Annotated in this window: 24 protein-coding genes; 7 read left to right on the forward strand and 17 right to left on the reverse strand. The window is 67.6% G+C overall.

Annotated elements, in window-relative coordinates; all coding sequences use genetic code 11:
* Positions 1 to 5 precede the first annotated feature (5 nt).
* From ACFVJ3_RS35285 to ACFVJ3_RS35305, 5 genes are all read right to left on the reverse strand, one after another.
* Positions 6 to 740 (reverse strand): ABC transporter ATP-binding protein, encoded by a 735-nt coding sequence (locus ACFVJ3_RS35285; RefSeq protein ID WP_378456476.1) that lies wholly within the window; start codon positions 738 to 740, stop codon positions 6 to 8.
* Positions 716 to 1579 carry an ABC transporter permease gene (locus ACFVJ3_RS35290; protein ID WP_378456477.1) on the reverse strand — a complete coding sequence of 288 codons (864 nt, stop codon included), beginning with the start codon at positions 1577 to 1579 and terminating at the stop codon, positions 716 to 718. The genes ACFVJ3_RS35285 and ACFVJ3_RS35290 overlap by 25 nt, the downstream gene beginning before the upstream one ends.
* Complete coding sequence (locus tag ACFVJ3_RS35295; RefSeq protein WP_378456478.1) at positions 1576 to 2643, reverse strand: ABC transporter substrate-binding protein; 1068 nt, start codon at positions 2641 to 2643, stop codon at positions 1576 to 1578. Before ACFVJ3_RS35295 ends, ACFVJ3_RS35290 begins: the two co-directional genes overlap by 4 nt.
* Positions 2644 to 2935: 292 nt before the next feature.
* On the reverse strand, positions 2936 to 4147 hold the full coding sequence (locus ACFVJ3_RS35300) for an ROK family protein (protein WP_378456479.1): 1212 nt from the start codon (positions 4145 to 4147) through the stop codon (positions 2936 to 2938).
* A 147-nt stretch (positions 4148 to 4294) separates the two neighbouring features.
* Positions 4295 to 5056: a hypothetical protein gene (locus ACFVJ3_RS35305; protein ID WP_378456480.1), complete on the reverse strand. Its 762-nt coding sequence runs from the start codon at positions 5054 to 5056 to the stop codon at positions 4295 to 4297.
* A 174-nt stretch (positions 5057 to 5230) separates the two neighbouring features.
* Here ACFVJ3_RS35305 and ACFVJ3_RS35310 point away from each other — a divergent pair, with 174 nt between their 5' ends.
* Together ACFVJ3_RS35310 and ACFVJ3_RS35315 are read left to right on the forward strand one after the other, a co-directional pair.
* Positions 5231 to 6910, forward strand: coding sequence for a DNA repair helicase XPB (locus ACFVJ3_RS35310; protein WP_378456481.1), 1680 nt, complete (start codon positions 5231 to 5233; stop codon positions 6908 to 6910).
* 31 nt (positions 6911 to 6941) lie between these two features.
* On the forward strand, positions 6942 to 7610 hold the full coding sequence (locus tag ACFVJ3_RS35315) for a DUF3239 domain-containing protein (protein ID WP_378456482.1): 669 nt from the start codon (positions 6942 to 6944) through the stop codon (positions 7608 to 7610).
* A gap of 7 nt (positions 7611 to 7617) precedes the next feature.
* Here the strand turns inward: ACFVJ3_RS35315 and ACFVJ3_RS35320 are convergent, their stop codons facing one another.
* From ACFVJ3_RS35320 to ACFVJ3_RS35355, 8 genes are all read right to left on the reverse strand, one after another.
* Positions 7618 to 8181, reverse strand: coding sequence for a GNAT family N-acetyltransferase (locus ACFVJ3_RS35320; RefSeq protein ID WP_378456483.1), 564 nt, complete (start codon positions 8179 to 8181; stop codon positions 7618 to 7620).
* 64 nt (positions 8182 to 8245) lie between these two features.
* The gene (locus tag ACFVJ3_RS35325) at positions 8246 to 9235 is read right to left on the reverse strand and encodes an LLM class F420-dependent oxidoreductase (protein WP_378456484.1); all 990 of its coding nucleotides are present in this window, start codon (positions 9233 to 9235) and stop codon (positions 8246 to 8248) included.
* A 13-nt stretch (positions 9236 to 9248) separates the two neighbouring features.
* Positions 9249 to 10475: an MFS transporter gene (locus tag ACFVJ3_RS35330; protein WP_378456485.1), complete on the reverse strand. Its 1227-nt coding sequence runs from the start codon at positions 10473 to 10475 to the stop codon at positions 9249 to 9251.
* Positions 10472 to 11818, reverse strand: coding sequence for an LLM class flavin-dependent oxidoreductase (locus ACFVJ3_RS35335; protein ID WP_378456486.1), 1347 nt, complete (start codon positions 11816 to 11818; stop codon positions 10472 to 10474). The genes ACFVJ3_RS35330 and ACFVJ3_RS35335 overlap by 4 nt, the downstream gene beginning before the upstream one ends.
* Before the next feature lie 26 nt (positions 11819 to 11844).
* Positions 11845 to 12720, reverse strand: a complete 876-nt coding sequence (locus ACFVJ3_RS35340; RefSeq protein ID WP_378456487.1) for an ABC transporter permease — start codon at positions 12718 to 12720, stop codon at positions 11845 to 11847.
* Positions 12713 to 13549: an ABC transporter ATP-binding protein gene (locus ACFVJ3_RS35345; RefSeq protein WP_378456488.1), complete on the reverse strand. Its 837-nt coding sequence runs from the start codon at positions 13547 to 13549 to the stop codon at positions 12713 to 12715. Before ACFVJ3_RS35345 ends, ACFVJ3_RS35340 begins: the two co-directional genes overlap by 8 nt.
* Positions 13546 to 14634: an ABC transporter substrate-binding protein gene (locus ACFVJ3_RS35350; RefSeq protein ID WP_378456489.1), complete on the reverse strand. Its 1089-nt coding sequence runs from the start codon at positions 14632 to 14634 to the stop codon at positions 13546 to 13548. The genes ACFVJ3_RS35345 and ACFVJ3_RS35350 overlap by 4 nt, the downstream gene beginning before the upstream one ends.
* 38 nt (positions 14635 to 14672) lie before the next feature.
* Positions 14673 to 15743 carry an ABC transporter substrate-binding protein gene (locus ACFVJ3_RS35355; RefSeq protein WP_378456490.1) on the reverse strand — a complete coding sequence of 357 codons (1071 nt, stop codon included), beginning with the start codon at positions 15741 to 15743 and terminating at the stop codon, positions 14673 to 14675.
* A gap of 278 nt (positions 15744 to 16021) precedes the next feature.
* Here ACFVJ3_RS35355 and ACFVJ3_RS35360 point away from each other — a divergent pair, with 278 nt between their 5' ends.
* Complete coding sequence (locus ACFVJ3_RS35360; protein WP_378456491.1) at positions 16022 to 16942, forward strand: sigma-70 family RNA polymerase sigma factor; 921 nt, start codon at positions 16022 to 16024, stop codon at positions 16940 to 16942.
* Here the strand turns inward: ACFVJ3_RS35360 and ACFVJ3_RS35365 are convergent.
* A complete protein-coding gene (locus ACFVJ3_RS35365) occupies positions 16917 to 17516 on the reverse strand; it encodes a carboxymuconolactone decarboxylase family protein (protein ID WP_378456492.1) in 600 nt (199 codons plus the stop codon). The two genes, ACFVJ3_RS35360 and ACFVJ3_RS35365, sit on opposite strands and share 26 nt — an antisense overlap.
* A 120-nt stretch (positions 17517 to 17636) precedes the next feature.
* Here ACFVJ3_RS35365 and ACFVJ3_RS35370 point away from each other — a divergent pair, with 120 nt between their 5' ends.
* Positions 17637 to 18824 (forward strand): pyridoxal phosphate-dependent aminotransferase, encoded by a 1188-nt coding sequence (locus tag ACFVJ3_RS35370; RefSeq protein ID WP_378456493.1) that lies wholly within the window; start codon positions 17637 to 17639, stop codon positions 18822 to 18824.
* Positions 18821 to 19858, forward strand: coding sequence for an AraC family transcriptional regulator (locus ACFVJ3_RS35375; protein ID WP_378456494.1), 1038 nt, complete (start codon positions 18821 to 18823; stop codon positions 19856 to 19858). Before ACFVJ3_RS35370 ends, ACFVJ3_RS35375 begins: the two co-directional genes overlap by 4 nt.
* Positions 19859 to 19865: 7 nt before the next feature.
* On the opposite strand, the gene ACFVJ3_RS35380 is transcribed toward ACFVJ3_RS35375, so the two are convergent.
* From ACFVJ3_RS35380 to ACFVJ3_RS35390, 3 genes are all read right to left on the reverse strand, one after another.
* The gene (locus ACFVJ3_RS35380; protein WP_005255234.1) at positions 19866 to 20291 is read right to left on the reverse strand and encodes a VOC family protein; all 426 of its coding nucleotides are present in this window, start codon (positions 20289 to 20291) and stop codon (positions 19866 to 19868) included.
* A 60-nt stretch (positions 20292 to 20351) separates the two neighbouring features.
* Positions 20352 to 21395 carry a zinc-binding dehydrogenase gene (locus tag ACFVJ3_RS35385; protein ID WP_378456495.1) on the reverse strand — a complete coding sequence of 348 codons (1044 nt, stop codon included), beginning with the start codon at positions 21393 to 21395 and terminating at the stop codon, positions 20352 to 20354.
* Between the two features lie 88 nt (positions 21396 to 21483).
* The gene (locus ACFVJ3_RS35390) at positions 21484 to 22131 is read right to left on the reverse strand and encodes a LysE family translocator (RefSeq protein ID WP_378456496.1); all 648 of its coding nucleotides are present in this window, start codon (positions 22129 to 22131) and stop codon (positions 21484 to 21486) included.
* A 145-nt stretch (positions 22132 to 22276) separates the two neighbouring features.
* Here ACFVJ3_RS35390 and thpD point away from each other — a divergent pair, with 145 nt between their 5' ends.
* Together thpD and ACFVJ3_RS35400 are read left to right on the forward strand one after the other, a co-directional pair.
* Positions 22277 to 23188: an ectoine hydroxylase gene (gene thpD / locus ACFVJ3_RS35395; protein ID WP_378456497.1), complete on the forward strand. Its 912-nt coding sequence runs from the start codon at positions 22277 to 22279 to the stop codon at positions 23186 to 23188.
* Between the two features lie 169 nt (positions 23189 to 23357).
* Positions 23358 to 25508 (forward strand): MMPL family transporter, encoded by a 2151-nt coding sequence (locus tag ACFVJ3_RS35400; RefSeq protein ID WP_378456498.1) that lies wholly within the window; start codon positions 23358 to 23360, stop codon positions 25506 to 25508.
* Positions 25509 to 25566 lie beyond the last annotated feature (58 nt).

Genomic DNA, 25566 nt, shown 5'->3' on the forward strand with positions numbered 1-25566 from the left:
CTCCCTTACTGTGCCGCTACCTCGACGCCGAGGGCGCCGAGCAGCGTGTTGCGAAACTCGTGGAACTTGCTGTCGCCGAGCACTCTCGGCTTCGGGATGTCGATGATCTCGTCGACGACGATCTGCCCGCGGTCGAGAACGAGCACCCGGTCGGCGAGCGCGATCGCTTCGTCGACGTCGTGCGTGACGAGCAGGACGGTCGGGCGGTGGAGACGGATCAACTCCTGCAGGAGGGCGTGCATCTTGATCCGGGTCAGTGCATCGAGGGCCCCGAAGGGCTCGTCGGCCAGGAACAGTTGGGGCTCGCGGACCAGCGCTCGGGCCAGCGCCACCCGCTGTTGTTCACCGCCGGACAATTCGCTGGGCCACGCCTTCTCCCGACCGGCGAGCCCGACCTCCGCGAGGGCCGAGGCGCCCTTGCTCGTGCCGGTGCGGCCCAGTCCGAGCGTCACGTTGTCCAGCACCCTCAGCCACGGGAGCAACCGTGAGTCCTGGAACGCCACCGACACTTCCTCGGGCACGATGAGGGTTCCGCCGCGGCCCTCGACGTCGTAGTCGAGGCCGGCGAGCGCGCGGAGCAGCGTGCTCTTGCCGGACCCGCTCTTTCCGAGCAGGGCCACGAACTGCCCTTCGGGAATATCGAGGTCCAGGCGGTCGAGGACGGTCTTGTCGCCGAATCCGCGGACGAGGGACCTCACCTGCACGGCGGCGGGTTCTAGCCGGCGAGCGTCTTGCGCCATGACAGCGACCGCCTTTCGACGTAGCGGAGGACAGAGTCGGACAGGAGACCGAAGATTCCGTAGACCGCGAGCCCCACGAGAATCACGTCGGACTGCCCGTAGTTCTGCGCGTTGTACATCATCTTTCCCAAACCGGTCACCGCGTTGATTCCCTCGACGACGATGAGGGTGAGCCAGGCACCGGTCACCGAGAGGCGCAGTCCCAGAAAGAATCCCGGCATCGCACCCGGCAGTACGACCTTGCGGATGAACGTGGCCCGGGACAATCCGAGGACGTCGGCGAGTTCGACGTAGCGGTTGTCGATCGACGTCAACGAGTTGTGGGTCTGGATGTACATGTGGACGACGACACCGAGCGCGATGATCACAATCTTGAACGTCTCGCCGATGCCGAGCCGGAGGATCAGCAGCGGGATCAGGCCGAGCGTCGGGATGGCGCGTTTGAGCTGAATCGGTCCGTCGATCAGGGCGTCACCGGAACGCGTCAGACCGGCGACGACGGCCAGGACCGTCCCGATCACCACGCCGAACGCGAAACCGACGGCGGCACGGCTCAACGACGCGAGGACGTGCTCCTGCAGGATGCCGGTGGAGATCAGGTCGACGGCCGTGGTGACCACGGTCCAGGGCGCGGACAGCTTTCGTGCGTCGATGACGCCGGTCAGGCTTCCCACCGCCCACACCGCGAGGAGGAGCAGGACACCGGCCAGCCGGGAGAACGGGAACGCCTTACGCAACCCGAGTCGGCGGATCTGCCGATCGGCGGCGCCGAGCCTCTCGACACCGGGGGCGACAGTACGTGCCGGTGCGGCTGTGGGCGCGGAGAGAATGCTTGTCATCGCTGCACACCGCCCCGGTATTCTGCCGGAACAGCGTCAGCGGCGAGTGTTTCGAATCGGCGGTCGAACAACTCGTTGGCATCGAACTCACTGAAGTAGCCTGCATCGGCGAGCAATTGGACGGTGCCCTGCGTCCACTCGATGGCGGCGTCCCAGTTGGCCGGGTAGACCGGACGCTGCCCGACGGAGGCGACGATGCGCTTCCCGTCCTCGGCCGATACCTGTTCACTCTCCACGTAGTACTTCTGGATCCAGGCGTCCTGGTTCTCCCACGCCCAGATCTCCCCGCGGGCCCAGAACGGAATGAACGCCTTGATCGCCGCGGCCTTGGCCGGGTCCTGGAGGACCTCCACGGGGGCCCAGAGCACCGTGAGCGCGTCCACGGCGTCGGTGGCCAACGCCTTGGCTCCGTCCGGCCCGTACTGGTTCAGGTACTTCGTCACCGTAGGCTCCGACAGCGGCGCGACGTCCACCTGCTTCGACTGCAGCGCCGTGAGGAACTGCGGGCTGGGGAGCTCGACGAGCTGGACGTCGTCCGGCGTCAGGCCCTGCGCCTTCAGCGTTCGCAGGATCACCACACCTTGGGCCTGCCCGGGTGAGAACGCGATCTTCTTGCCCCGCAGGTCCGGCAGTTCCGTGATGTCCGAGCCGGGAGCGGTGGCCAGCAGGTACTGCGGCTGCTCCTTCTCCCGGACCGCGACGATCTTCGCGTCGAGCCCGGTGGCGTGCGCCTGGATCGGCGGGATCGCGGCGTTGGTGGCCAGATCGACTGCGTTACCCCGGAAGGCCTGGATCACGTCGGGACCGGCACTGACGTCCGGCCAGTCCGACACGGTGAACGGGAGGTCCGCGAGCTGGCCGGTCGCCTCGAGTTGAAGTCGGGTGGTCTTGATGGACACGCTGAGCGAGGTTCCGTCCGGAACCTGATCGGGCACAGCGTCTTCGAGAGCAAGCCCGCCGGAGGAACCGGAAGAGCAGGACGCGAGCCCGAGCGCCACGACGCCGGCGAAGGCGGCGCGCGTGAGCCGACGATACCCGGCGGAAGACACGAGTGAACTGGACATGATTGATCCTTCGAAGGATGTGGTCTCCGGTCGGGCACACCGGACGCGGTCGGTCGAGTGCCACAGAGGAGCGAGAAAGGAAGAACGGAAGGGTGTTTCGAGCGCCCGCCGAGGTCAGCGCGGAGGCGTCAGATGCGACCCGGTCGCGTGCGGCGACAACAGGACTCGGAGCGACACGAGGGTGTACGCACGCTGTCCGCCATGGTGGTGTTCACACCAATATCCTTGCGATCCAGTGCAATCGACGTCAACATTGCTTCCCACCGAATTAACTCCGGCCCTGTGATACATGTCACGATATTCCGGCCAGCGGCCGCACGAAGCTGGTGAGCGGTGCCCGGTAGAGCTCCGCGAGGATCACGGAACCGGCGGACACCGGCAGTGCCCGCCCGGGAAAACTGGTGGACAACACCGACCGCGAGGGGTCGTCACACGTCGCCGACGACTCCCCGACTGCTCGCCGAACCGTGTCGAGAGAACCCGGAATCTGGCTCACGCCTTGGTCGCAGACGATCAGGACCTCCGGGTTGAACAGATCGAGGAGACGGGCCGCCACCACCCCCACGCCGTGCGCCCGTTCCTCGAACAGTGCCAGTGCCGCCGGCTGCCGACGTCGGCCCGCGTCGAGAAGGTCCCGGAAGATGGGCCGCTCGATGATGCCGAGCTGCATCGCCCTGCGCACCAGCACCCGATCCGACAGGGTGGCCTGCACGCATCCGGTACGCCCGCAGGTGCATTCCTCGACACTGTTCTCGACGGGCACGTGCGCCACCGCGCCTGCCGCCGCGCGAGGGCCGTGGTGGACCACGCCTCCGGTCGCGAACGCAGCGTCCACCACGTTCCCGACGAAGAGCTGCACCACACTGTCCCGCGCCCTCGGCTCCCCGAACAGCACCTCCGCGTCGATGAGGGCGCGCGCGTGTGAATCCATCCGGACGTCCAAACCCGTGCGGTGCTCGAGATCCGCCCGGACCGGGTACCCGTTCCACCCCGGGATCGGATGCTCACGCACCACACCCGACTCCGAGTCGATCCAGCCGCCGGCTGCGAAACCGACGCCGATCGGGACGGATACGTCACCGTGTGGGGAGGCCAACGCCTCGAGGGTCGTCACGGCGTTCCGCAGGATCTCGGCCGGTCCGAGCCCGAAGTGCGGATCCCGGGATCGCGCCAGCACCTGCCCGCGCAGGTCGACCAATGCTGTGGTCACGTGGGTCATCGCCAGGTGAATGCCGTAGACGACGTAGCGGGTGTCGTCGAGGTCCACCGGTACGTGTGGCCGTCCCAGACCGGTGGGGCCCGCGATCTCCGGCAGTTCCCGCAGCAGACCCCGTTCGACGAGCTGTGCACTGGCGGTCGTCACCGTCGCGGGTGAGAGCCCGGTGACCCGTGCGATCGTGCTGCGCGCGATCGGCCCGCGGTCGAGGACGGTACGCAGCACCGTGCCCGCACTGGCGCCGGAACGGCCGGCACCACGCCGGGTGTCGGGCTGGGTTCGCGCCATCGTTCCCACCTTCCCCGCGCGCAGTGATTTTGCTTGATCTCGAACGCTATCGAAGGGGAACGTGCAGTTCAACGGACTCGATACCCGTGAATTTAACTCCCCGTGAGTACTTATCAACGTCCCGCGGTTAATAAGTACTCACGGGGGCTAGCCGCCGAGGTTGACCTCGATGCAGTACGTGCGCTCGGGTTCGGAGAACGCGATGGGGAATGCGTTGTCGAACTCGTTGCACAGGGTTTCGTCGTTCTGGCCGTCCGCGCGTCTGACGACCTTGACAGTCTGCATGTCGGTGCAGTCGGACGGCACGATCCGGCCGTCGTCCTCGAGCAGGTAGCAGGAATCCTCGATCATGTTCGGAACGAGGCAGAGCGTGGTCTGCACATCCTTGTCCTCGCCTACGAGGGTGTAGGAGAAGTAGTCCTCCGCGCACTGGACGTCGCCGTCGTTCTTCTGCGCCACCTCGTACGTGGCCTCGCTGTCGGAGCAGTCCCGCTTCTCGTGTGAGGTGTCGGCCGCGGTCGTGGACGCGGACTCGAAGAACAGGCAGTCGCCGACGTCGAGGGCGTTCTTGTCGGTGCTCTCGAGGGCGAACACACCGAACGCTGCGATGGCGGCGATGATCACCAGGACCGCGACGCCGAGGGCGATGAACAGCCCTTTGCGCGATTTCTTCGGCTGCGGTGGGTACTGGCCGGGCGGGTACTGACCGGGCTGCTGCCCGTATTGTCCCGGCGGATACTGACCGGGCTGCTGGGCGTACTGCCCCTGCGGGTACGGCTGCTGCGGGTACTGGCCCTGCTGGTACGGCTGCTGCGGCCCACCCTGGGGGTACGGTTGCTGCGGGTTGTTCGGCGGTTCGCCGGGGACGTTCGGATCGGGACGGTTGGGGTCGTCGGGGGGCTGTGTCATCGCGAGCCTCGTCTCTGGGTCGATCCATCCGGCTGTCCCTCAATTTAGGCCCCGACCGCCCCGGATGTGCAGGTATCGGGCCGCGGCGGGGGCCGCGACGTGGCGCGGTGCCGCTCGGATCAGGACAATGGACAGGCTGGCTACATCCGGCACCGCATTTTCGAGGAGGCTTCCGTGACCGACGGACCGTTGATCGTCCAATCCGACAAGACCCTGCTGTTGGAGGTCGATCACGAACGCGCGAACGACGCCCGCCAGGCGATCGCGCCGTTCGCGGAACTCGAGCGCGCGCCCGAACACGTCCACACCTACCGCATCACCCCGCTGGCCCTGTGGAACGCGCGCGCCGCCGGACACGACGCCGAGCAGGTGGTCGATGCGCTGGTCAACTTCTCCCGGTACGCGGTGCCCCAGCCCCTGCTGGTCGACATCGTCGACACGATGGCCCGGTACGGGCGCCTGCAGCTGGTGAAGAACCCGGCCCACGGTCTGACGCTGGTCAGCCTGGACCGCGCGGTCCTCACCGAGGTGACCCGGCACAAGAAGATCGCCCCGATGCTCGGTGCCCGCGTCGACGACGACACGGTCGTCGTCCACCCGAGCGAGCGCGGCCGTCTCAAGCAGTTGCTGCTCAAGGTCGGCTGGCCGGCGGAGGACCTCGCCGGGTACGTGGACGGCGAGGCGCACGCCATCGACCTGGACTTCGACGGCACGTCCCCCGGGTCCGCGGACGGCCAGTGGCACCTGCGCGACTATCAGGAGATGGCCGCCGACTCGTTCTGGGCGGGCGGGTCCGGCGTCGTCGTCCTGCCCTGTGGGGCGGGTAAGACGATGGTCGGTGCGGCGGCGATGGCCAAGGCGAAGGCCACCACGTTGATCCTGGTGACGAACACGGTCGCCGGACGGCAGTGGAAGCGTGAGCTGATCGCGCGCACGTCGCTCACCGAGGAGGAGATCGGCGAGTACTCGGGCGAGCGCAAGGAGATCCGCCCGGTCACGATCGCCACGTACCAGGTGATCACCCGGCGCACCAAGGGCGAATACAAGCATCTGGAACTCTTCGATTCCCGCGACTGGGGTCTCGTGATCTACGACGAGGTGCACCTCCTGCCCGCCCCGGTGTTCCGCATGACCGCAGACCTGCAGTCCCGCCGACGCCTCGGCCTCACCGCCACCCTGGTGCGCGAGGACGGCCGCGAGGGTGACGTCTTCTCGCTGATCGGACCCAAGCGGTACGACGCGCCGTGGAAGGACATCGAGGCGCAGGGGTGGATCGCTCCCGCCGACTGCGTCGAGGTGCGGGTGACGCTGACGGACGCCGAACGGATGTCCTACGCCGTCGCCGAACCGGACGAGCGGTACAAGCTGTGTTCCACCGCGCACACCAAGATCGCGGTGGTGAAGTCGATCCTGGAGCGGCACACCGACGCACCGACGTTGATCATCGGCGCGTACCTCGACCAGCTCGACGAACTGGGTGAGGCGTTGAACGCCCCGGTCATCAAGGGGTCGACCAAGAACAAGGAGCGCGAGGAACTGTTCGACCGTTTCCGGGCGGGCGAGATCCAGAGGCTGGTCGTCAGCAAGGTCGCGAACTTCTCGATCGACCTGCCGGAAGCGTCTGTCGCCGTCCAGGTTTCGGGTACGTTCGGTTCCCGCCAGGAGGAGGCTCAGCGGCTGGGCCGCCTGCTGCGACCGAAGCACGACGGCGGCCAGGCCCACTTCTACTCGGTGGTGGCACGCGACACGCTCGACGCCGAGTACGCCGCCCACCGGCAGCGCTTCCTCGCCGAGCAGGGGTACGCGTACCGGATCACCGACGCCGACGACCTGCTGGGCCCGGCCATCGGGTAGTCGCCGGACCCGGGGCCTCTAAGCTGGGGCCGTGCGACATTTCGAGTTCACCGTCGACCGGCCCTACGCGAAGTCTGTCAACCAGACGTTCGCCGACATGCGACGCCTGCAGGTGTCGGCGTTCGTGGTGGCGCTGCTGTTCGCGGCCGCCGCTGTCGGTCTGATCCTGCTCGCGCACCCCTGGTCGATCATCCTCGGTGTCGTCGTGGCGATCGCCGCGCTGACGTCCGTGTGGGTGGCTTTCTGGGTGCCGAAGAAGGTCGGCAGCATCGAGGAGCTGTACGCGAAGAGCCCGCTGGTGCCTGCCGTCGTCTCGGAGGTCCATCCCCGCGCGGTCACCCTGCTGTCGCTGATCGACGTCGCGAAGCCCTCCGCGGGCCGGGCGTCGTACGCCCTCGTCACCCGCAACGTTCCGATCCGGACCGGTCAGAAGCAGAGGGTGGGTGACAGGGTGCCGTCCGTCGCACTGCTGAACGACCGCAGCACCCGCAGCGACGCCGACACGTGGGAGATGGTCAGCCCGATGCCGATCGCGTGGGGCACCCGCGACGCGGCGGTGCGTTCCCGCGCGGAGGACGCAATCGATCAGGTCGAATGGGACTTCCTGCAGAGCCTGATCCCCGAGTCCGAGCAGATCCGGACCAGCCCCGACCAGCGAGTCGCGGTGTCGGAGCACGACCTTCCGGAGGACCTGCGCTGATCGGCCGCTAGCCGGGCCAGCCTTCGGCCGGTTGCCGCGGGTCGCCGGCGAGCAGGGCGGCCAGCCACGAATCGCGCCGGACGCCGCGCTGCACGAGCCCTGCGCGCTGGACGCCCTCGAATCGGAAGCCGACCCGGCGGGCGACCGCCGCCGAGTCGGCGTTGCCGACGAACGCGCGCCATTCGATGCGTTCGAGCCCCATTCCGTCCGGCCGAAACGCGAAATCGCACACCAGGTTCACCGCGGTCGTCATGAGGCCCCGCGATCGTGCGGCCGGCGACAGCCAGTATCCGATCTCCGCAGCCGTCATGTCCCGCGCCATCAGGCCGATCATCCCCAGCACGGGACCGTCCTCGCGTTCGCGCAGCGCCCAGGTGGGACTGCGATCGGCCCACCCGGACGGCACCGTCTGCCGCACGAACTGCTCGGCGTCCGAGCGTGCATACGGCGCGGGCATCGTCGTCCACTCGGCGATCGACGCGTCGCTGCACGCCGCGCAGATCACGTCGACGTCGGTGACCACCGGCGGGCTCAGCCACACGTTGTCGGCGGCGAGGGTGACGACGAACATGCCGCCACTCTATGCCCGGCGAACCGCCCTGCCCGTCAGCACGTCCGGCGAACGGGTCGGCCCGTCAACGCAGCGCGGGCAGAACCTCCTTCTCGAAGAGTTCGATGCCCGACGTGTCGTACGCGGCTTCGGGGAAGTAGAAGATGCCGTAGGACATGCCCTGCTCCTTGAGCGCCGACAATTGCTCGACGATCTGCTCCGGCGTTCCCACACCGGGCATTCCGCGGAAGGCCCCCAGCGCACCCTCCGCGGCGTCGGCGCCGACGTGGGGCGTGAGCCGGTCCTTCAGGGTGAGCAACCGCTGCTCGACCTCGGCCTCGGTGGTGCCGATCGCAACGTTGTAGTTGGCCGAGCGGGTGATGGCGTCGAAGTCGGTGCCGACGGTGTCGCAGTGCTTCCGCAGGATCTCGGATTTCTGCGCGAATCCCTCGGGCGTGCCGTCGAAGTTGGTGTACTGCGCGTACTTTGCCGCGATCTTCAACGTCACCTTCTCGCCGCCACCGGCGATCCACAGTGGAATGCCGCCTTCCTGTAACGGAAGTGGGCGGACGATGGCTCCGTCGACCTGGTAGTGCTTGCCTTCGAGGGTCGCGATGCCGTTGGTCCAGGCCTGACGCATGATCTGCACGCCCTCGTCGAGGCGGCCGAGACGCACACCGGCAGACGGGAACCCGTACCCGTACGCCTGCCACTCGTGCTCGTACCAGCCGCCGCCGATACCCATCTCGACGCGTCCGCCCGAGATGAGGTCGGTGGTGGCGGCGACCTTCGCGAGGTAGGCCGGGTTGCGGTAGCTCATCGCCGTACACATCTGGCCGAGACGCACCCGGGAGGTGACCGCAGCGAACGCGGACATCAGGGTCCACGCCTCGTGCGTGGCCTCCTCCGTCGGTGCCGGGACGGTATGGAAGTGGTCGTAGACCCACAGTGAATCCCAGGACGAACCCTGATCGGCGCGCAGCGCGAAGTCGCGCATCACCGACCACTGTTCCGCGGGATCGATTCCGACGAGATCCAGACGCCAACCTTGAGGAACGAACAATCCGAAGCGCATGAAACGAATGTACCTATGCTTCCTGTTTTTCGAGCGGTGAGGGATCGGGCTCCGACGCGCCCGGCGGTGGCCACGGGGAATAGATCGGGATGAACCGGAACAGGATTGCGGCGCCGACCAGCGCCGCTCCCCCGATCGCGGCGACGGCAGCCCCGAGCGGGACCACCGCGGCGAGTGCGCCGACGCCGAAGGGTCCGGCGAACATGCCGGTGTCGTGGGTGAGCCGCCAGGCGGCGAGGAATTCGGCGCGCGTCGCCGGTGGGGCGATGTCGGCGCCGAGCGTCATGATGACGCCGTTGCCGAGCCCGTTGCCGATTCCCATCACGACGGCGACGACCCCGATCGACAGGAGGTCGTGCGAGAACGGCAACGCCAGGTACGACGCCCCGATCACCAGAAGCGACGGCACCGCGATGAACCTCCGGCCGTACCGGTCCATGAAGTGTCCGGCCGGATACGAGCACAGCAGATCCACGGCCGCGCCGACTCCGAAGACGAGGCTGACCTGGGCGGCATCGAGTCCGAGATGGGCGGCCCACAGCGGCAGCACCGCCTCCCGCGAGGCGCGGGCCGCACCCATCAGGAGCGATCCGGCGCCGAGCGTGGCCAGCATTTTCCGGTGCCGGCGCAGAATCGACGGCAGCGTCGCATGGGTACCGGCGGTGCCTGCGTGACGCCGCGGCGGGTCGGGGACCCTCGACATCAGCCACCCGGACAGCACGACGCCGACGAACTGCACCATGAACCCGCCCCGGGCGCCGACCACCAGGATCACGGCGGCGCCGAGCAGCGGCCCCACGAAGAAGCCGAGCCGCCACATCGCCGCGAACGACGACATCGCCCGGGCCCGCAGCCCGATCGGCACGGCGTCGGCCAGGTAGCTCTGACGGGCCAGCCCCCACACGGCGTTGGCGAGCCCGGTCAGCAATGCCCCCACACCCAGCATCCAGGGTGTCTGCGCGAGCAGACAGACCAGCACTCCGGCGGCGCCGACGGTACTACCGCCGATGATCGACCGCCGCTCCCCGAACCTGGCGACGATCCGGCCTGCGGGCAGGTCTCCCAGGACGGCGCCGAGCCCGACGACCGCGACGATCAGCCCGGACACGGCCACGGACGCGCCCAGTTCGCGGGCCGTCAGTGCCATGACCGGGGCGGCAGCCCCCTGGCCGATGCCGAAGATCGCGGCGGGGACGAAGACGGTGGTGACGAGAGGTTTCAGACCGGTCTCGCCGCTCATGCGCTCGCTTCGTCGACCGCGCCCGCGAACCGGTTACCGACGTCCGCGAGGCCGTAGTGACCGCGCAGCGTGGTCGCCGTGTACTCCGTGCGGAACAGCCCGCGCTGCTGCAGGATCGGGACGACACGGTCGACGAAGTCGTCGAGTCCGCCGGGCAGGTACGGCGGCATGATGTTGAAACCGTCGGCCGCGCCCTGCTCGAACCACGTCTGCAGCTCGTCGGCCACCTGTGCCGGGGTTCCGGCGAACGTGCGGTGCCCGCGTCCGCCGCCGAGCAACCCGATCAGTTGCCGGACGGTGAGCGAACCGTCCGCCGCGAGATCCTTCACCAGCTGGTAGCGGCTCTTGTTGCCCTGGATCTCGTCCAGCGGCGGAAGCGGCGGAAGCGGGGCGTCGAGGGAATGCTTCGTGAGGTCGACACCGAGCATGTTGGACAGCTGCCGCAGCGAGTACTCGGGCGAGATCAGGTCGGTGAACGACTGCTCGAGAGCCTTCGCCTCCTCCTCGGTGTCCGCGATGAACGGCACGATGCCGGGCAGCACCTTCAGGTCGCCGGCATTCCGGCCGTGCTTGACCACACGCGCCTTGATGTCGCGGTAGAATTCCTGCCCCTGCTCCAGGGTGCGTTGTGCGGTGAACACGGCCTCGGCGTACCGCGCCGCGAACTCCTTGCCGCTCTCGGACGACCCGGCCTGCACCAGCAGCGGCCGCCCCTGGGCGGACCGCGGCGAGTTGAGCGGACCCTTGACCCGGAACCGCGGTCCGTCGTGGTCGATCGTGTGGACCTTTCCGGGGTCGGCGAACGCGCCGGTCTCCGGGTCGAGCACTACCGCCCCGTCTTCCCAGCTGTCCCACAGGGCGAGTGTGACGTCGACGAATTCCTCTGCGCGTTCGTACCGTCCGCTGTGCGCGGGGATGCCGTCGACGCCGAAGTTCGCCGCCTCGTCCGCGCCGGCCGAGGTCACGATGTTCCACCCCGCCCGGCCACTACTGATGTGATCGAGCGAGGTGAACTTGCGCGCCAGGTTGTACGGGTCGGAGTAGCTCGTCGACGCCGTGGCGATCAGGCCGACGCGTTCGGTGGCGACGGCGATCGCCGACAGCAGCGTGACGGGTTCGAAGATCGCCTGGGTGTTGTGCGCGATCCGCGGTCCGACGGCGAGGCCGTCGGCGAAGAACACCGAATCGAGCTTGCCCCGCTCCGCGATCCGGCCGAGTTCCTGGAAGTGCGCGACGTCCAGTACGCGGTGCGCCTCGGTGCGGGGATGCCGCCACGCCGCCTCGTGATGTCCCACGCCCATGAGGAACGCGTTGAGGTGGAACTGCTGGGAATCCTGTGACATGTGGAATTTTCTTTCCCGGTAAGTGACTAGACCCGCCAGCGGGACAGCCTGCGTTCGATCAGTACGAGGACGGCGTTGAGCGACAGCCCGAGAACCGAGATGGCGACGATGCCCGCATACATGTTGGGGATCTGGAAGTTGAACTGGGACGCGGTGATCAGGTAGCCGAGCCCGGCCTTCGCTCCGACCATCTCGGCGGCGATCAGCACGAGGATCGACGACGCCGCCGCCATGCGGATGCCGGTGAAGATGGTGGGAACGGCGGCGGGCAGCACGACCTTCTGGAACAGGCGCACGGGTGACAGTCCCAGAGAGGACGCCGACTTGATCAGCAACGGGTCGACGGTGCGCACACCGGAGATCGTGTTCAGCAGGATCGGGAAGGTGCACGCGTAGATCACCAGGGCGATCTTGGACTCCTCACCGATGCCGAGGATCAGGATGAACACGGGGAGCAACGCCAGCGCCGCCGTGTTGCGGAACAGCTCCAGGATCGGGTTCAGGAAATCCGACACCGGGCGGTACCAGGCGATCGCGATACCCAGCGGAATCGCGATCACGACCGCCACGAAGAAGCCGATCAGGGCGCGGGAGAGGCTGGCGGACACGTGCTGCCACAGCTCACCGCTCTTGACCAGATCGAAGAACGCCTCGACCACCGTGCTGAACGGGGGCAGGAACACCTCGTCGACGAGACCGACCCGGGGAGCGATCTCCCACAGTGCCAGGAAGGCGACGATCGCGACGGACGGTTTGAGGATCCGCCAGGCGATCGGACGCAGCACCGCGCCGGCCCGCTGGAGGGCACCCGGCTCCGGCGGGGTGGAAGCGGGCGACGGAGCCGAGGTCCCGGGTGGATCGATTGCGACGGGAGCTTCCGGTGACGCGAGTGCGCTAGACATGTGCTTCCTCCTTCTCGATTACCTGTGCACGCTCCACTTCGCCGTGCAGCAGCGTCCAGATGCGGTGGCGGTAGTGCCGGAACTGCTCGTTGGACCGGACGTCCTCGCCGCTGCGGTCGATGTCGATGTCCACGAACGTCTTCACCCGGCCGGGCCGTGACGTCAGGACGGCGACCCGCTGCCCGAGGTAGATGGCCTCGTCGATGCCGTGCGTGATGAACAGGATGGTCTTGCCGGTGGCCTTCCAGATGCGCAGCAGTTCGTCCTGCAGGGACTCACGGGTCTGCGCGTCGAGCGCCGCGAACGGCTCGTCCATCAGCAGGACCTCGGGATCGAACGCGAGGCTGCGGGCGATCGCGACGCGCTGCTTCATGCCGCCCGACAACTCGTGCGGGTACCGGTCACCGAAGCCCGTCAGGCCGACGAGCTCGAGGTAGTGCTCGGAGAGTTCGCGCCGTTCCTTCTTGGGCAGTCCCTTGGCCTCGAGCCCGAACTCGATGTTGTGCCGGGCCGTCCGCCACGGCAGGAGTGCGTACTGCTGGAAGACGATTCCGCGGTCGAGACCGGGCCCGGTCACCGGCTTGCCGTCGAGCAGGATCCGGCCCGACGTGGGGGTGCTGAGTCCGCCGAGCAGGTCGAGCAGCGTGGACTTCCCGCAACCACTCGGCCCGACGAGGACGAGGAATTCACCGTCCGCGAGATCGATGTCGATGTCCTCGATCGCGGTGAACTTGTCCTTGGACCCTCGCACGTCGAACTGTTTGGTGACGTGTTCGAGGCGGAGCTTGGGCGTCTGAACCCGATCGGGGTTCGAGGCGGTGGTGCTCATTTCTGTCCTTCCAGTACTTCTCCGTCGGGCCCGCTCTCGGGCTGGAACGTGCCGTTGGCGTACGGGTTGAATTCGTTGGTGTAGAGGTCGGTTGCGGTCAACTTTCCCTCGTCGAGCTCACCGTTGCGGACGAGCCAGTCGATCCAGGTCTGCAGCTCCTTTTCCTGGATCACGGCCCCGGCGACGGGAATTCCGGAGCTGCGCCAGTAGTCGATCGCCTCGTCGCTCTCGTTGCGACCACGCTTGTCGATGATGGTTTTGAACCGTGCGACGACCTCCTCGCGCGGTGTCACCTGGGTCCATCGGATGGCCCTGGCCGTGCCCTGCACGAAGTCCGCGACGGCGTCCTTGTTCTTAGCCAGGAAGTCGTCATGCACCACGTAGGTGCCGTAGCTGAACGCGCCGAACAGGTCCCGGTCGGTGAACAGTGGCCGGATACCTCCGCGCTCCTGGGCTGTTTCGCGGAAGATGCCGTTGATGGCGGCCACGTCGATCTGGCCTTCGCGGAGAGCCGTTTCGTTGTTGACCGGCGGAACCACGGTCAGCTCCACCTGCTTGATCTCGTCCTGGGTCAGCCCCTGCTCGGCGAGCCACTCCCGGACCAGGAACTCGTGGTGCGCGCCGAGCGTGTTCATCCCGACCTTCTTGCCGATCAGGTCGCGCGCCGAGCGGATGGGGCTGCCGTCCAGCACGAAGTATCCCGTGTACTCGCCGGCATCCGCACCGTAGGAACTCAGCACCGACGTGATCGGTGCTCCGGCAGCATTGAGCTTGACGACGGCTCCGTTGAATGCCGAGCCGAACTCGATGTCACCGGTGGCCGCCGACTGGATGTCCTGCGGGCCGCTGGTGGTGTCGCCGACCCATTCGAGCTTGATCTTGTCGTAATACCCCAGGTCCTCGGCGAGTTCGTGGAATCCCACGTCACCGGCCCACCCCTGGTAGCGCAGGACCGTCTTCCCGTCCTCGGTGGTGGCGGTATCCGACGAGCCGGCACACCCCGCCACTCCCGAGGCCAACGTGAACAGTGCTGCGGTCGCCGCGAGTGCGCGCACGGCGCCGCGTCGGAACCGGGAGTGGGACATCGACATCACTTTCTTCTCGTGGGGACCTGGGGTGGAGTTCACTTGGCGGCCAGCGCTTGTCCGTCGGGGCCGCTGTCGGCGGGGTACGTGCCGTTGGCATACGGGTTGTATTCGTTGGTGTAGACATCGGCCGGCGTGAGCTTGCCGTCCTCGAGTTCCCCGTTGCGCACGAGCCAGTCGATCCAGGTCTGGATCTCCTTGTCGGTGATCACGCCGCCGGGGCCGGCGACACCCGGCGTCTTCCAGTAGTCGACGAGATCGGTCGTCTCGTTGCGGCCGCGCTTGGTGATGATGTCCTTGAACTTCGCGATCACGTCGGCGCGGGGCGTGGTCTGGGTCCAGCGGATGGCGCGAGCCGTGCCCTGCACGAAGTCTGCGACGGCATCCTTGTTCTTCGCGATGAAGTCGTCGCGGAAGATCAGCGAACCGTAGGTGAAGGAACCGAAGATGGACTCGTCGGTGAAGAGCGGGCGGATGCCGCCGCGTTCGACCGCCTTGTCGCGGAACACGCTTCCGAGCGTGCCGACGTCGATCTGCCCCTGCCGCAGCGCCTGTTCGGTGTTCACCGGCGGCACGACGGTCAGCTCAACCTGCTTGATCTCGTCCGGGGTCAGGCCTTCCCGCGCCAGCCACTCACGCACGAGGAACTCGTGGTGTGCGCCGAGCGTGTTCATGCCGACCTTCTTGCCGATCAGGTCACGTGCCGACGTGATCGGGCTTCCGTCGAGCACGTAGTACCCGTTGAACGTCTCCTTGTCGGAGCCGTAGTAGCCGATGACGGACGTGATCGGCGAGTCGGCCGCCGCCAGCTTCAGCACCGCACCGTTGAACGCCCCACCGAAGTCGGTCTGGCCCGTGGCCGCGTTCTGAATGCTCTGCGGGCCACTGGTGGTGTCGCCGATCCAGTTCAGTTCGACCTTCTGGTAGTAGCCCAGGTCGGCCGCGAGTTCCGAGAACGAGACCTGGCCCGTGCTCCCCTCGTAGCGAAGTACCGTCTTCCCGTCGGCCGTCGTGGTCGTCTCCGAACTGGAGCACGCGACAGCAAGGCTGGTGAACGTGAGAAGGGCGGCCGCGGCGGCCAGAGTCCGCGCGAAACGTGGACGAATCATCGAAGGTCTTCCTAGTGTGTGATGCCCGCACACGACGAAGCGGCGGGTCGTGCGAGCGCACTCCCGAACCCGCCCGGCAGTCGCAGGGCAGGTGAGCAGGACGTGCAGAAGAAAAGGGGTGCGAAAAAGCCAGGTCAGCTACGACAGCCGAAACACTGGAACATGGCAGACTCCCTGGACGTGGTGTGGTCGCCACACCATACGTCCGGACCCGCCACCAGGGTCAACGGTTACGCGCACCGCGGATTTTATGTCTGGACCGCACGTAGGATATCGGCATGCCCACTGCGACGCTGGTAGACGAATTCGAGTCCCACCGGCCGCATCTGCTCTCCGTCGCGTATCGGCTGACGGGAAGCGTCAGCGACGCGGAGGACGCCGTGCAGGAGTCGTGGCTTCGACTCGACGACGCGAACGCCGCGACCATCCGCGACCTCGGGCCCTGGCTGACCACGGTCGTCGGGCGGATCTGCCTCGACCGGTTGCGGTCGGCGGCGGTGCGGAGGGAACAGTATGTCGGCCAATGGCTTCCGGAGCCCGTCGTCACCGCACTGTCGCCGTCGGCCGAGCCGGACCCGCTGGAAGCGGTCGTCCGGGACGAGGACAACCGCCTCGCCGCGCTGATCGTGCTCGACACGCTCACCCCTGCGCAACGGGTCGCGTTCGTGCTGCACGACGGTTTCGGGGTGCCGTTCGACGAGGTGGCCGGGATTCTCGGAATCGAGACGCCCGCGGCGCGTCAGCTCGCGTCGCGGGCCCGCAAGGCCGCTGCCGCAACCACACCCGCCGTTCCCGACGAGGAGCATGCGCTCGCCGTACAGCGACTGCTCGAGGCACTCGCCGCCGGCGACCTCGACGCGGTGATCGCGGCGCTGCACCCGGACGCCCTCGTCATCGGCGACGCCAACGGCACCACGAGCACCGCCGTCAACGTCATCCACGGCGCGGACAAGTTCGCCCGCTTCTTCCTCGGCCTCATAAAGCGGTACGGGCCGGAGGTGTTCACCGTCATGCAGCCGGTCCTGGTCAACGGCCAGCTGGGCTTCTTCAGCACCGGACTCACCGGCGACGACGCCCACCGCAGCTCGCCGCCGCGAGTGGGTGGGTTCACCGTCCGGGACGGACTCGTCTACGCGGCGTACGACATCGCCAATCCGGAGAAGTTCGGCGGGATCAGACTGCCGGACCTTCCTTCGTGACCGCGGCGTCGTCGGCCCACGGCACCCGGCACGAATCGGTGCCGAAACCCTGCTCGGTGATGCCCAGCGCCGAGTACATCCGGGCGCGCATGTTCTCGATGCCGATCTGATAGGACAGTTCGACGACACCGGCCCGGCCGAACCGGCGCTCGAGGTCTGCCACCTGTTCGTCGGTGACCGTGGTGGGCGTCGCCGTCATCGCGTCGGCGTATGCGATGGCCGCGCGCTCGTCCTCGCTGTAGGCGGGCGAGTCGGCGTAATCGGCGATGTGCGCGAGCCGCTCCACGTCGAGGCCGTCGAGGCGTTGCAGCATCGTGCCGAAGTCCACGCACCACGAGCAGCCGATCGTCCACGCCACGCGGTAGACGGCGATCTCCCGCACATTCGCGGGAAGCACGGTCGACGCCTTCTGCACCGCCATCTCGTGCCGGGCCGAGGCGACGAACAGCTTGCGGTGATGGGCGAGCACGGTGAACGGCTCGGGCACCTCGTCGAACTTGTGGGCAGCATATTTGTAGGCGACCTTCACCAGCGGGCTCGCGTCCGCCGGGGCCACTGCGGGAATGCGGGGCATTGCGTCCTCCATCGTCACCGGGCGCCCGTCGCGCGCCGTCTACAGAGAAGACGAGACAGCCCTGCAGAACGTGACGCGGCCGTGTGCAACCCTCGCCGTCACACCGACTACGCTGCAGTAATGCCCGCAACGCCGCGCAACCGCACCGTCCAGCGCTTGCAGCCGTTCGCGTCCACCATCTTTGCCGAGATGACGGCGCTCGCCGTGAGCCACGACGCCATCAACCTCGGTCAGGGTTTCCCCGACACCGACGGTCCCGCGTCCATGCTCGACACCGCGCGCCGAGCCATCGCGGACGGGCTCAACCAGTACCCACCCGGCCCCGGCATGCCGGTGCTCCGACATGCTGTCGCGGCCGACCGGCTGGCCCGGTACGGGCTCGACCACGACCCCGACTCGGAGGTCCTGGTCACCGTCGGCGCTACCGAGGCCATCAGCGCCGCCATTCTGGGGCTGGTCGAACCGGGTGAGGAAGTGGTGCTGATCGAGCCGTACTACGACTCCTACGCGGCGTCGGTCGCGCTGGCGGGGGCGGTGCGACGCAGCGTGCCGCTCGCCCGCTCCGGCCAGGACTTCGTCGTCGACCTCGACGCTCTGCGGGCCGCGATCACACCGAAGACCCGGATGCTGGTGATCAACACCCCGCACAATCCGACCGGCACCGTCTTCACCCCGGAGGAGATCGCCGCCGTCGCGGAGCTGGCCTGCGAGCACGACCTGCTGGTTCTCAGCGACGAGGTGTACGAGCATCTGGTCTTCGACGGCCGGACGCACACCGCCCTGGCCACTCTGCCGGGAATGTACGAACGGACCGTCTCGGTGTCGAGCGCCGCCAAGACGTTCAACGTCACCGGGTGGAAGATCGGGTGGGCGTGTGGTCCGGCGGAACTGATCGACGCCGTCCGGACCGCGAAGCAATACATGTCCTTCGTCGGCGGCGGACCGTTCCAGCCCGCGGTGGCGCATGCGCTGAGCCACGAGCAGCAGTGGGTGAAGGAACTGCGGGACAGTCTCCAGGCCAAGCGGGACGTGCTGTACGACGCGCTCGTCGCGTCCGGTCTGGAGGTCCATTCGGGCGGCGGCACGTACTACCTGTGCGCCGACATCACCGCGATCGGCGAACGCGACGGCATCGACTTCTGCCGCAGGCTCCCGGAGCGCATCGGCGTGGCCGCGGTGCCGGTCAGCGTGTTCACCGACCATCCGCAGCCGTGGAACCCGCTGGTGCGGTTCGCGTTCTGCAAACAGGATCACGTGCTCGAGGAGGCTGCGCGGCGGCTCCGGACCCTCGCGGAGCCCGGATCGTGACTGCCCGCACCATTCCCGCCGACTTCGTGCGGCGGGCGCTCGAACTGTCGTCGCGCAGTGGGGTCGACCTCTCCCCCGCGCTGTCGGCGGCGGGAATCACGACGGCGTCGCTCGCGGATCCGCTGGCCCGGTTGACGCCGACCCAGGTCACCGCGTTCACCCAGACGGTCTGGCAGATCACGGGCGACGAATTGTTCGGACTCGGGCCGGCCCCGGTCCCTCGCGGCACGTTTCGGCTCGTCTGCCTCGCCCTGATCCACACCGCGGATCTGTCCGCCGCCCTCGAGCGGATGGCCGACATCCTGCGCGCCCTGCCGTCACTGCCCGCCCTGCACATCGGTCCCGGTGTCAACGGCGGAACCCGGATGACCATCGACATCCGTTCGGCCGCGGCCGAACGGTCCACCGAGAAAGTGCAGGTATCCGTCGAGGTGACGCGGGTCGTCACGGACTTCCTGCTGATCCTGCTTCATCGTTTCGCAGCGTGGCTCGTGGGCAAGAGAGTCCGGTTGCTGGCGGTGGAACTGCCGTATCCGGCGCCGCTGCCGCAGCTCGCCGAGAACTACGATCACATCTTCGGTGTCCCCGTGACATTCGATTCCGATATTCCCGCAATCGAATTCGACAACTCCGTGATGCGGGCGCCCATCATCCAGACCGAGGAGACGCTCGAGGACTATCTCCGGGAGTCACCGACGCTGCTGATGTCGGAGCGTGACTACGACAGCACGGCGTCGTCACAGGTGCGCCGGGTCCTCGAGCACGGCATGAAAGGACGTACGTCGACGGCCGAGGACATCGCGGAGATGCTGTCGATCAGCGTCCCCCACCTGCGCCGCCTGCTCCGGCAGGAGGGGACGTCGCTGAATCAGCTGCGGGAGGAAGTGCTCCGCGACGCCGCCGTCGCCGGGCTCCGGCGCGGCGAGACCGTCGAGGACCTGTCGGCGCGGCTCGGCTTCTCCGAGCCCAGCGCGTTCCGTCGCGCCTTCAAACGCTGGACCGGCAGCACCCCGAGCTCCTACCGCGGAGCGTGACAGTGCGTCAGCTGACGCAGAACTCGTTGCCCTCGGGGTCTGCCATCGTGACCCATTCGCTCGGTCCCTGGCGGCCTCGGTGGAGCACGGTGGCGCCGGACTGCTCCAGCTTCTCGGCCACCTCGTAGCGGGCGTCCCCGACCCTGATGTCCAGATGGAGCCGGTTCTTCACCGTCTTCCGTTCGGGAACCAACTGGAACAGCACGCGCGGGCGCTCCGGGTGTTCCGGATCGCGGATGGCCTGGCCCTCCCGCCAGACCAGGACACCCTCGAACTCCATGGTGTCGGACTCCTGCGCATGGCCGGCCTGGACGAGCCCGCGGATGAACTCCTCGTTGCTCGGCTCCACCTCCCAGCCGAGTGTCTGCGCCCACCATTTGGCCAGGGTATGCGGGTTCTCCGAGTCCACCGTGACTTGAAATTCATATCCCATGGCCCGACGGTACAGCGGGGCACCGACAGGTCCCGGCGAGCCGATCCCGGGACACCGGTGTCAGGGTTTGACGAGGATCCGGATGGGATCTCCCTCGTGGTTCGCGAGCTTCTCGATACCCTTCGCGACGTCCTCGAGCGGGATGATCTCGCTGATCGACCGCGACAGGTCGAGGCGGCCACGCGACACCAGTTCGGCGAGGGTTTCGATGTCGACGTTCTTGTAGCCGAGATGCCCGAGCACCTGCTTCTGCGACAGACCGAACTGTGCGGTGGTGCCCACCGACGCCTCTTGCGCGCTCAGCCCGACCGCGACGAGTCGGCCACCGACCGTCAGGCAGTCGAGTGCCTGCTCGAACGTCACCTTCAGTCCGGCCGCGTCGAACGCGACGTCCAGCATCCGTCCGCCCGTCGCCTCGGCGACCTTCTCCTTCAGGTTCTCGTCCCGGGAGTCGAACGCGTAATCCGCACCGAGTTCCAGGGCGCGTTCCCGCACAGCAGGATTGATGTCGAACGCGATCACCGGGACGGCGCCGACCAGACGGGCCAGCTGCACGATGTGGGTGCCGACTCCGCCCACGCCCCACACCCCGACGGTCTCCCCGACCACCACCTTGCCGGTGCGCACGACCGCACCGAACGGCGTCGACACCGCGTCGGCGAGGATGGCTGCCTGCTCGAACGGAACGTTGTCCGGGATGCGGGTCAGTCCCCCGGCCTGGGCCACCGTGTACTCGGCCCACGCGCCGTCGTAGGCGAATGCCATCAGCTGGATGTTCAGGCAGTTCGTGAGATCCCCGCGGCGGCAGTTGCGGCACGCGAAGCAGGGCCTGCCCGCGGACGGAACGACGCGGTCGCCCTCGGACCAGCCGGTCACTCCGGCACCGAGTTTCGCGATGGTGCCCGACGCCTCGTGCCCCTGGGTCACCTCGGGCAGCAGTGCGGGGAACGTGCCGTCGATCAGACTCAGGTCGGAATGGCAGATGCCGCAGAACTCCACTTCGACGAGCACTTCACCAGGTCCGGGTTCGGGTATCGGAACATCCTCCACCGCAATGGTCTTCGTGCCGGCATGGAATCGCTCCGCCCGCATGGTCCCGGCCATCTCTCGCCCCTTCGTCGTCGTCGCTTCCGACGGTACCCGTGAAACATGCTCCTGTGTGCATGGTTCAGGCCACTCGGACCGCTGTGATTCAGACGATCGCGGGCCGCGTCCGGTCGAGGGCAAGGTGAACGGCGAGGCCGCCGAGGACGCTTCCCATCACGAACTTCTGCGCACGCAGCCACACCGGGCGGCCGGACAGGAACGTCGCGACAGTTCCTGCGACGCAGACGATCAGCGCGTTCACGGTGAGCGCGACCACGATCTGGACGCTGCCCAGCAGCAGGCTCTGCAACCAGACGGGCCCGGCGCCGGAGTGGACGAACTGCGGGATCAGCGCCAGGTACATCACCGCGATCTTCGGGTTGAGCAGGTTGGTCGTGAGTCCCATCAGGAACAGCCGGGCGGACGAATCCCGGGGCAGCGCCCGGGCAGGCGCGAACGGCGTCTGCCCGCCGGGCCGCAATGCCTGCCACGCCAGCCAGCCCAGATAGCACGCGCCCGCCAGCTTCAGCGCGGTGTACGCCTGCGGGACGGCGGAGAACACCGCCGAAATACCCAGTGACGCAGCGGCCAGATAGCACAGGAATCCGAGAGCGACACCGGCCAGCGAGACCAGTCCCGCCGCCCTTCCCTGAGTGATGCTGCGCGAGACCAGGTACATCATGTTGGGTCCCGGTGTGAGAACCATGCCGAGGGCGATCGCCGCCACTCCGAGTACCGCCGCCGAATCGATCATGTCCGTGACGATCCCACCGCGGCGACCCGCCGTCGCGGTCCAGTCCAGCCTCGGTGGACCTGTGTCCGGGTTGCATTCGTCGACGACCAGTGGGAACGTCGGAAGAGTAAAGCGTTGTCCAATCCGAAAGGGTGAAACACGAGTTATGCGTACGGCCGTAGCCGACAACTACCCCACGAGAGACCGCAACGAGTGCACGATGACCGTCCGTCAGGACCCGGTCACCTGGTCGGACCAGAAACGGGGTGATACCCGGTCCGGTCCACTCACCGCGAATCAGATTGCCGACTACGACAAACGCGGATATCACTCCGCCGACGCGATCATCCCGCCACGCGACGTGTTCGACCTTGCCGACGAGATGACCCGCCTCGCCGAGACCGACACGCTGCGCGGCGACGGCCGCGTCGTGCGGGAGAACGGCGACGGCGCCGTCCGTTCCGTGTTCGACGTCCACCGGCTCAGCGACGTCGTCGACCAGATCATCCGACGCCCCGAGGTGGTGGGTATCGCGCGGCAGATCCTCGGTTCGGACGTCTACGTCCATCAGTCGCGACTCAATTTCAAGCCCGGTTTCACCGGCGGCCCGTTCTACTGGCACTCCGACTTCGAGACCTGGCACGCCGAGGACGGCATGCCCACGCCCCGCGCCGCGAGTATCTCGATCGCGCTCACCGAGAACTACGGGCACAACGGCGGGCTGATGATCATGCCCGGATCTCACCGCGCGTTCGTCTCGTGCGCCGGCGAGACCCCCGAGGACTACTACAAGGAATCGCTGGTCAGCTATGTTCCGCCCACCGGGTCGCCCGATCAGCCGACGCTCACCCGGATGGCGAACGAGTACGGCATCGACATGATGACCGGACCGGCCGGCTCCGCCACCGTGTTCGATTCCAACTGCATACACGGTTCGAACGGCAACATCACGCCGTTCGCGCGGTCCAACCTCTTCATCGTGTTCAACAGCGTCGAGAACACCCTGACGAATCCGTTCTCGGCGCCCGCCCCGCGCCCCGACTACCTCGGCAGCCGGGATTTCACCCCCTTGCGGTAACGAGCACCATGACGTACCGCGGCCCCGCTCCCTGACGTCGGAGCGGGGCCGCGGTCTGTCGATGCCGCGAAACCCGTAGCCTTCGCGGCACCCTGCATGCGACGATGGCTTGGCACGGTTCGACCGCCCGGCCGGGCGCCGGCGGAACCTTCATCTCCCGGAACGGGGAATGATGTTTGCCTACATCGCGCGCACCGTCGTCGCACACCCGTGGCAGGTCATCGCGACCTGGGTCGTCGCGGCAATAGCCGTCGTTCTGTTCGCACCGAGTCTCGACGACTACACCACCGGTAACCAGCAGACGTTCCTGCCCAGTTCTTTCGAGTCCTCCGAGGCACAGGCCGTCGGCAACGAATACTTCCCCAGCCTGTCCGGCGCCACCGGCAGCCTGGTGGTGGTCCGCGCCGACGCCGCCCCGCTGTCACCCGCCGACCAGCAGACGGCACTGAATCTCGCCACCTCACTGCAGAATTCGGCGATCCCGGGAGTTGTGAGCGTGCAGGGGTCGCCTGCGTCGCTGTCCGCCGACGGGAAGGCCGCCGCGCTGCAAGTGGTATTCGACGGACAACCCGGCGACGACCAGGTCAACGACGCCGTGCCGGTCATCCGGAGCGACGCCGAGCAGCAACTGAACGGCACCGGACTGGTGAGCGGGCTGACCGGTAACGCGGCCATTCAGGTCGACACCACCGCCGCATACGACAACGCCGACAAGATCATCACGATCGCCACGGTGATCGTCATCCTCGCCCTGCTCGGCCTGATCTTCCGCAGCCCCGCCATCGCCGTCCTGCCGGTTCTCGTGATCGGCGTGGTGCTGTCGGTGGTCACCGGACTCACCGCCGTGCTCGCCGACCTGTTCGACTTCCAGGTCAGCACGTCGCTGCAATCCATACTCGTGGTCGTCCTCTTCGGTGTCGGCACCGACTACATCGTCTTCCTGTTGTTCCGCTATCGCGAACGTCTCCGGCAGCAGGCCGCGGCAGGGTCCACCGCCGACACGCATCGAGAAGCCCTCGTGTTCTCCACCGACGTCGTCGGGCGCGTCGTCGCGTCGTCGGCGCTCACGGTCATCGTCGCGTTCGCCGCACTGCTGCTGGCAAAACTCGGCTCGCTCACCACGCTCGCGCCCGGACTGATCGTCGCCGTGGCCGTCATGCTGGTGACGGCGTTGACGCTCATCCCCGCCGTGTTCACCGTTCTGGGCCGCCACCTGTTCTGGCCGCTCGGACCGGGGCACGACAGCCCCCACACACCATTCGCCTCGATCGGCACCGCGATCGGGCGCCGCCCAGCCGTGTTCGCCGCCGTGATCGGCGTCGGGTTGATCGCGCTCGCCTCCTTCGCGTCCGGCTACAAGTCGACGTACAACACGCTGGGCGAACTGCCCTCCGACACGCCGTCACAGCAGGCATTCGACACCCTCGACAAATCCTTTCCCGCGGGTGCGCTGAGCCCGACCCAGGTGTACGTCGTGGCTCCCGGACCACTCGATCCCGCGTCGCTGACCCCGCTCGTCACCGCTCTGACGCAGGTGCCGGGAGTGTCCTCCGTTGCCCCGCCGCGTCCGAGTCAGGACGGTCGCGCCGCGCTCGTCAACGTCGTGCTCGCCGACGACCCCTACTCGAACGCGTCCCTCGACCTCGTCGAGGGCCCGATCCGCGATGCCGCCCACGGTGCGGTCCCCGGTTCGGAAGTCGTTGTGGGAGGTCAGACGTCCACGTTCGTCGACGTCCGCTCGCAACTCGCGGCGGATACGCGCCTCGTGTTCCCGGTCGCCGCGGTCGCGATCGCGCTGATTCTCGCCCTGCTGCTGCTCGCCGTCCTCGCCCCGCTCAACCTGCTGGTATGCGTGGCCCTCACGTTCGTCGCCACCCTCGGCGCCGTGGTGCTCCTGTTCCTGCACGGTCTCGGCTACGACGGGATCGACTTCTCGATTCCGATCGTGCTCTATCTGTTCGTCGTCGCGATCGGCACCGACTACAACATCCTGCTGGCCTCGCGACTGCGGGAGGAATTCCGCAACGGGTACACCCCCCGTGAGGCTGCGCGGATCGCCGTCTCCAACGACGCCCCCACCGTGGCCGCAGCCGGTCTGATCCTGGCGCTGACCTTCGCGTCCCTGACCCTCACCGGACTGGCCAACCTCGCCGAACTCGGCTTCGGTGTGGCGATCGGTGTCGCCATCGCCGCCTTCGCGATGGCCCCGATGCTGGTACCGAGCCTGTCTGCACTCGAACGCCGCGTCTTCTGGTGGCCGAGCAGGCAGAAGGCGGCCATCGATACCGGCGACGACCGCGAGCCGGCGGTACCGCGGTAATTGCCGCCGTCATCCGCCTTCCCGCACGGACGCACCACTTCTCGGTAGCCGCACTCCC

The organism is Rhodococcus sp. NPDC127593 (assembly GCF_042671975.1).
In the GTDB taxonomy this organism is placed as follows: Bacteria; Actinomycetota; Actinomycetes; order Mycobacteriales; family Mycobacteriaceae; genus Rhodococcus_F.

Coding starts and splice junctions, on each gene's coding strand:
- ACFVJ3_RS35285 (WP_378456476.1), bottom strand. CDS start 740: ATGGCGCAAGACGCTCGCCGGCTAGAACCCGCCGCCGTGCAGGTGAGG.
- ACFVJ3_RS35290 (WP_378456477.1), bottom strand. CDS start 1,579: ATGACAAGCATTCTCTCCGCGCCCACAGCCGCACCGGCACGTACTGTC.
- ACFVJ3_RS35295 (WP_378456478.1), bottom strand. CDS start 2,643: ATGTCCAGTTCACTCGTGTCTTCCGCCGGGTATCGTCGGCTCACGCGC.
- ACFVJ3_RS35300 (WP_378456479.1), bottom strand. CDS start 4,147: ATGGCGCGAACCCAGCCCGACACCCGGCGTGGTGCCGGCCGTTCCGGC.
- ACFVJ3_RS35305 (WP_378456480.1), bottom strand. CDS start 5,056: ATGACACAGCCCCCCGACGACCCCAACCGTCCCGATCCGAACGTCCCC.
- ACFVJ3_RS35320 (WP_378456483.1), bottom strand. CDS start 8,181: ATGTTCGTCGTCACCCTCGCCGCCGACAACGTGTGGCTGAGCCCGCCG.
- ACFVJ3_RS35325 (WP_378456484.1), bottom strand. CDS start 9,235: ATGCGCTTCGGATTGTTCGTTCCTCAAGGTTGGCGTCTGGATCTCGTC.
- ACFVJ3_RS35330 (WP_378456485.1), bottom strand. CDS start 10,475: ATGAGCGGCGAGACCGGTCTGAAACCTCTCGTCACCACCGTCTTCGTC.
- ACFVJ3_RS35335 (WP_378456486.1), bottom strand. CDS start 11,818: ATGTCACAGGATTCCCAGCAGTTCCACCTCAACGCGTTCCTCATGGGC.
- ACFVJ3_RS35340 (WP_378456487.1), bottom strand. CDS start 12,720: ATGTCTAGCGCACTCGCGTCACCGGAAGCTCCCGTCGCAATCGATCCA.
- ACFVJ3_RS35345 (WP_378456488.1), bottom strand. CDS start 13,549: ATGAGCACCACCGCCTCGAACCCCGATCGGGTTCAGACGCCCAAGCTC.
- ACFVJ3_RS35350 (WP_378456489.1), bottom strand. CDS start 14,634: ATGTCCCACTCCCGGTTCCGACGCGGCGCCGTGCGCGCACTCGCGGCG.
- ACFVJ3_RS35355 (WP_378456490.1), bottom strand. CDS start 15,743: ATGATTCGTCCACGTTTCGCGCGGACTCTGGCCGCCGCGGCCGCCCTT.
- ACFVJ3_RS35360 (WP_378456491.1), top strand. CDS start 16,022: ATGCCCACTGCGACGCTGGTAGACGAATTCGAGTCCCACCGGCCGCAT.
- ACFVJ3_RS35365 (WP_378456492.1), bottom strand. CDS start 17,516: ATGCCCCGCATTCCCGCAGTGGCCCCGGCGGACGCGAGCCCGCTGGTG.
- ACFVJ3_RS35370 (WP_378456493.1), top strand. CDS start 17,637: ATGCCCGCAACGCCGCGCAACCGCACCGTCCAGCGCTTGCAGCCGTTC.
- ACFVJ3_RS35380 (WP_005255234.1), bottom strand. CDS start 20,291: ATGGGATATGAATTTCAAGTCACGGTGGACTCGGAGAACCCGCATACC.
- ACFVJ3_RS35385 (WP_378456495.1), bottom strand. CDS start 21,395: ATGGCCGGGACCATGCGGGCGGAGCGATTCCATGCCGGCACGAAGACC.
- ACFVJ3_RS35390 (WP_378456496.1), bottom strand. CDS start 22,131: ATGATCGATTCGGCGGCGGTACTCGGAGTGGCGGCGATCGCCCTCGGC.
- thpD (WP_378456497.1), top strand. CDS start 22,277: ATGCGTACGGCCGTAGCCGACAACTACCCCACGAGAGACCGCAACGAG.
- ACFVJ3_RS35400 (WP_378456498.1), top strand. CDS start 23,358: ATGATGTTTGCCTACATCGCGCGCACCGTCGTCGCACACCCGTGGCAG.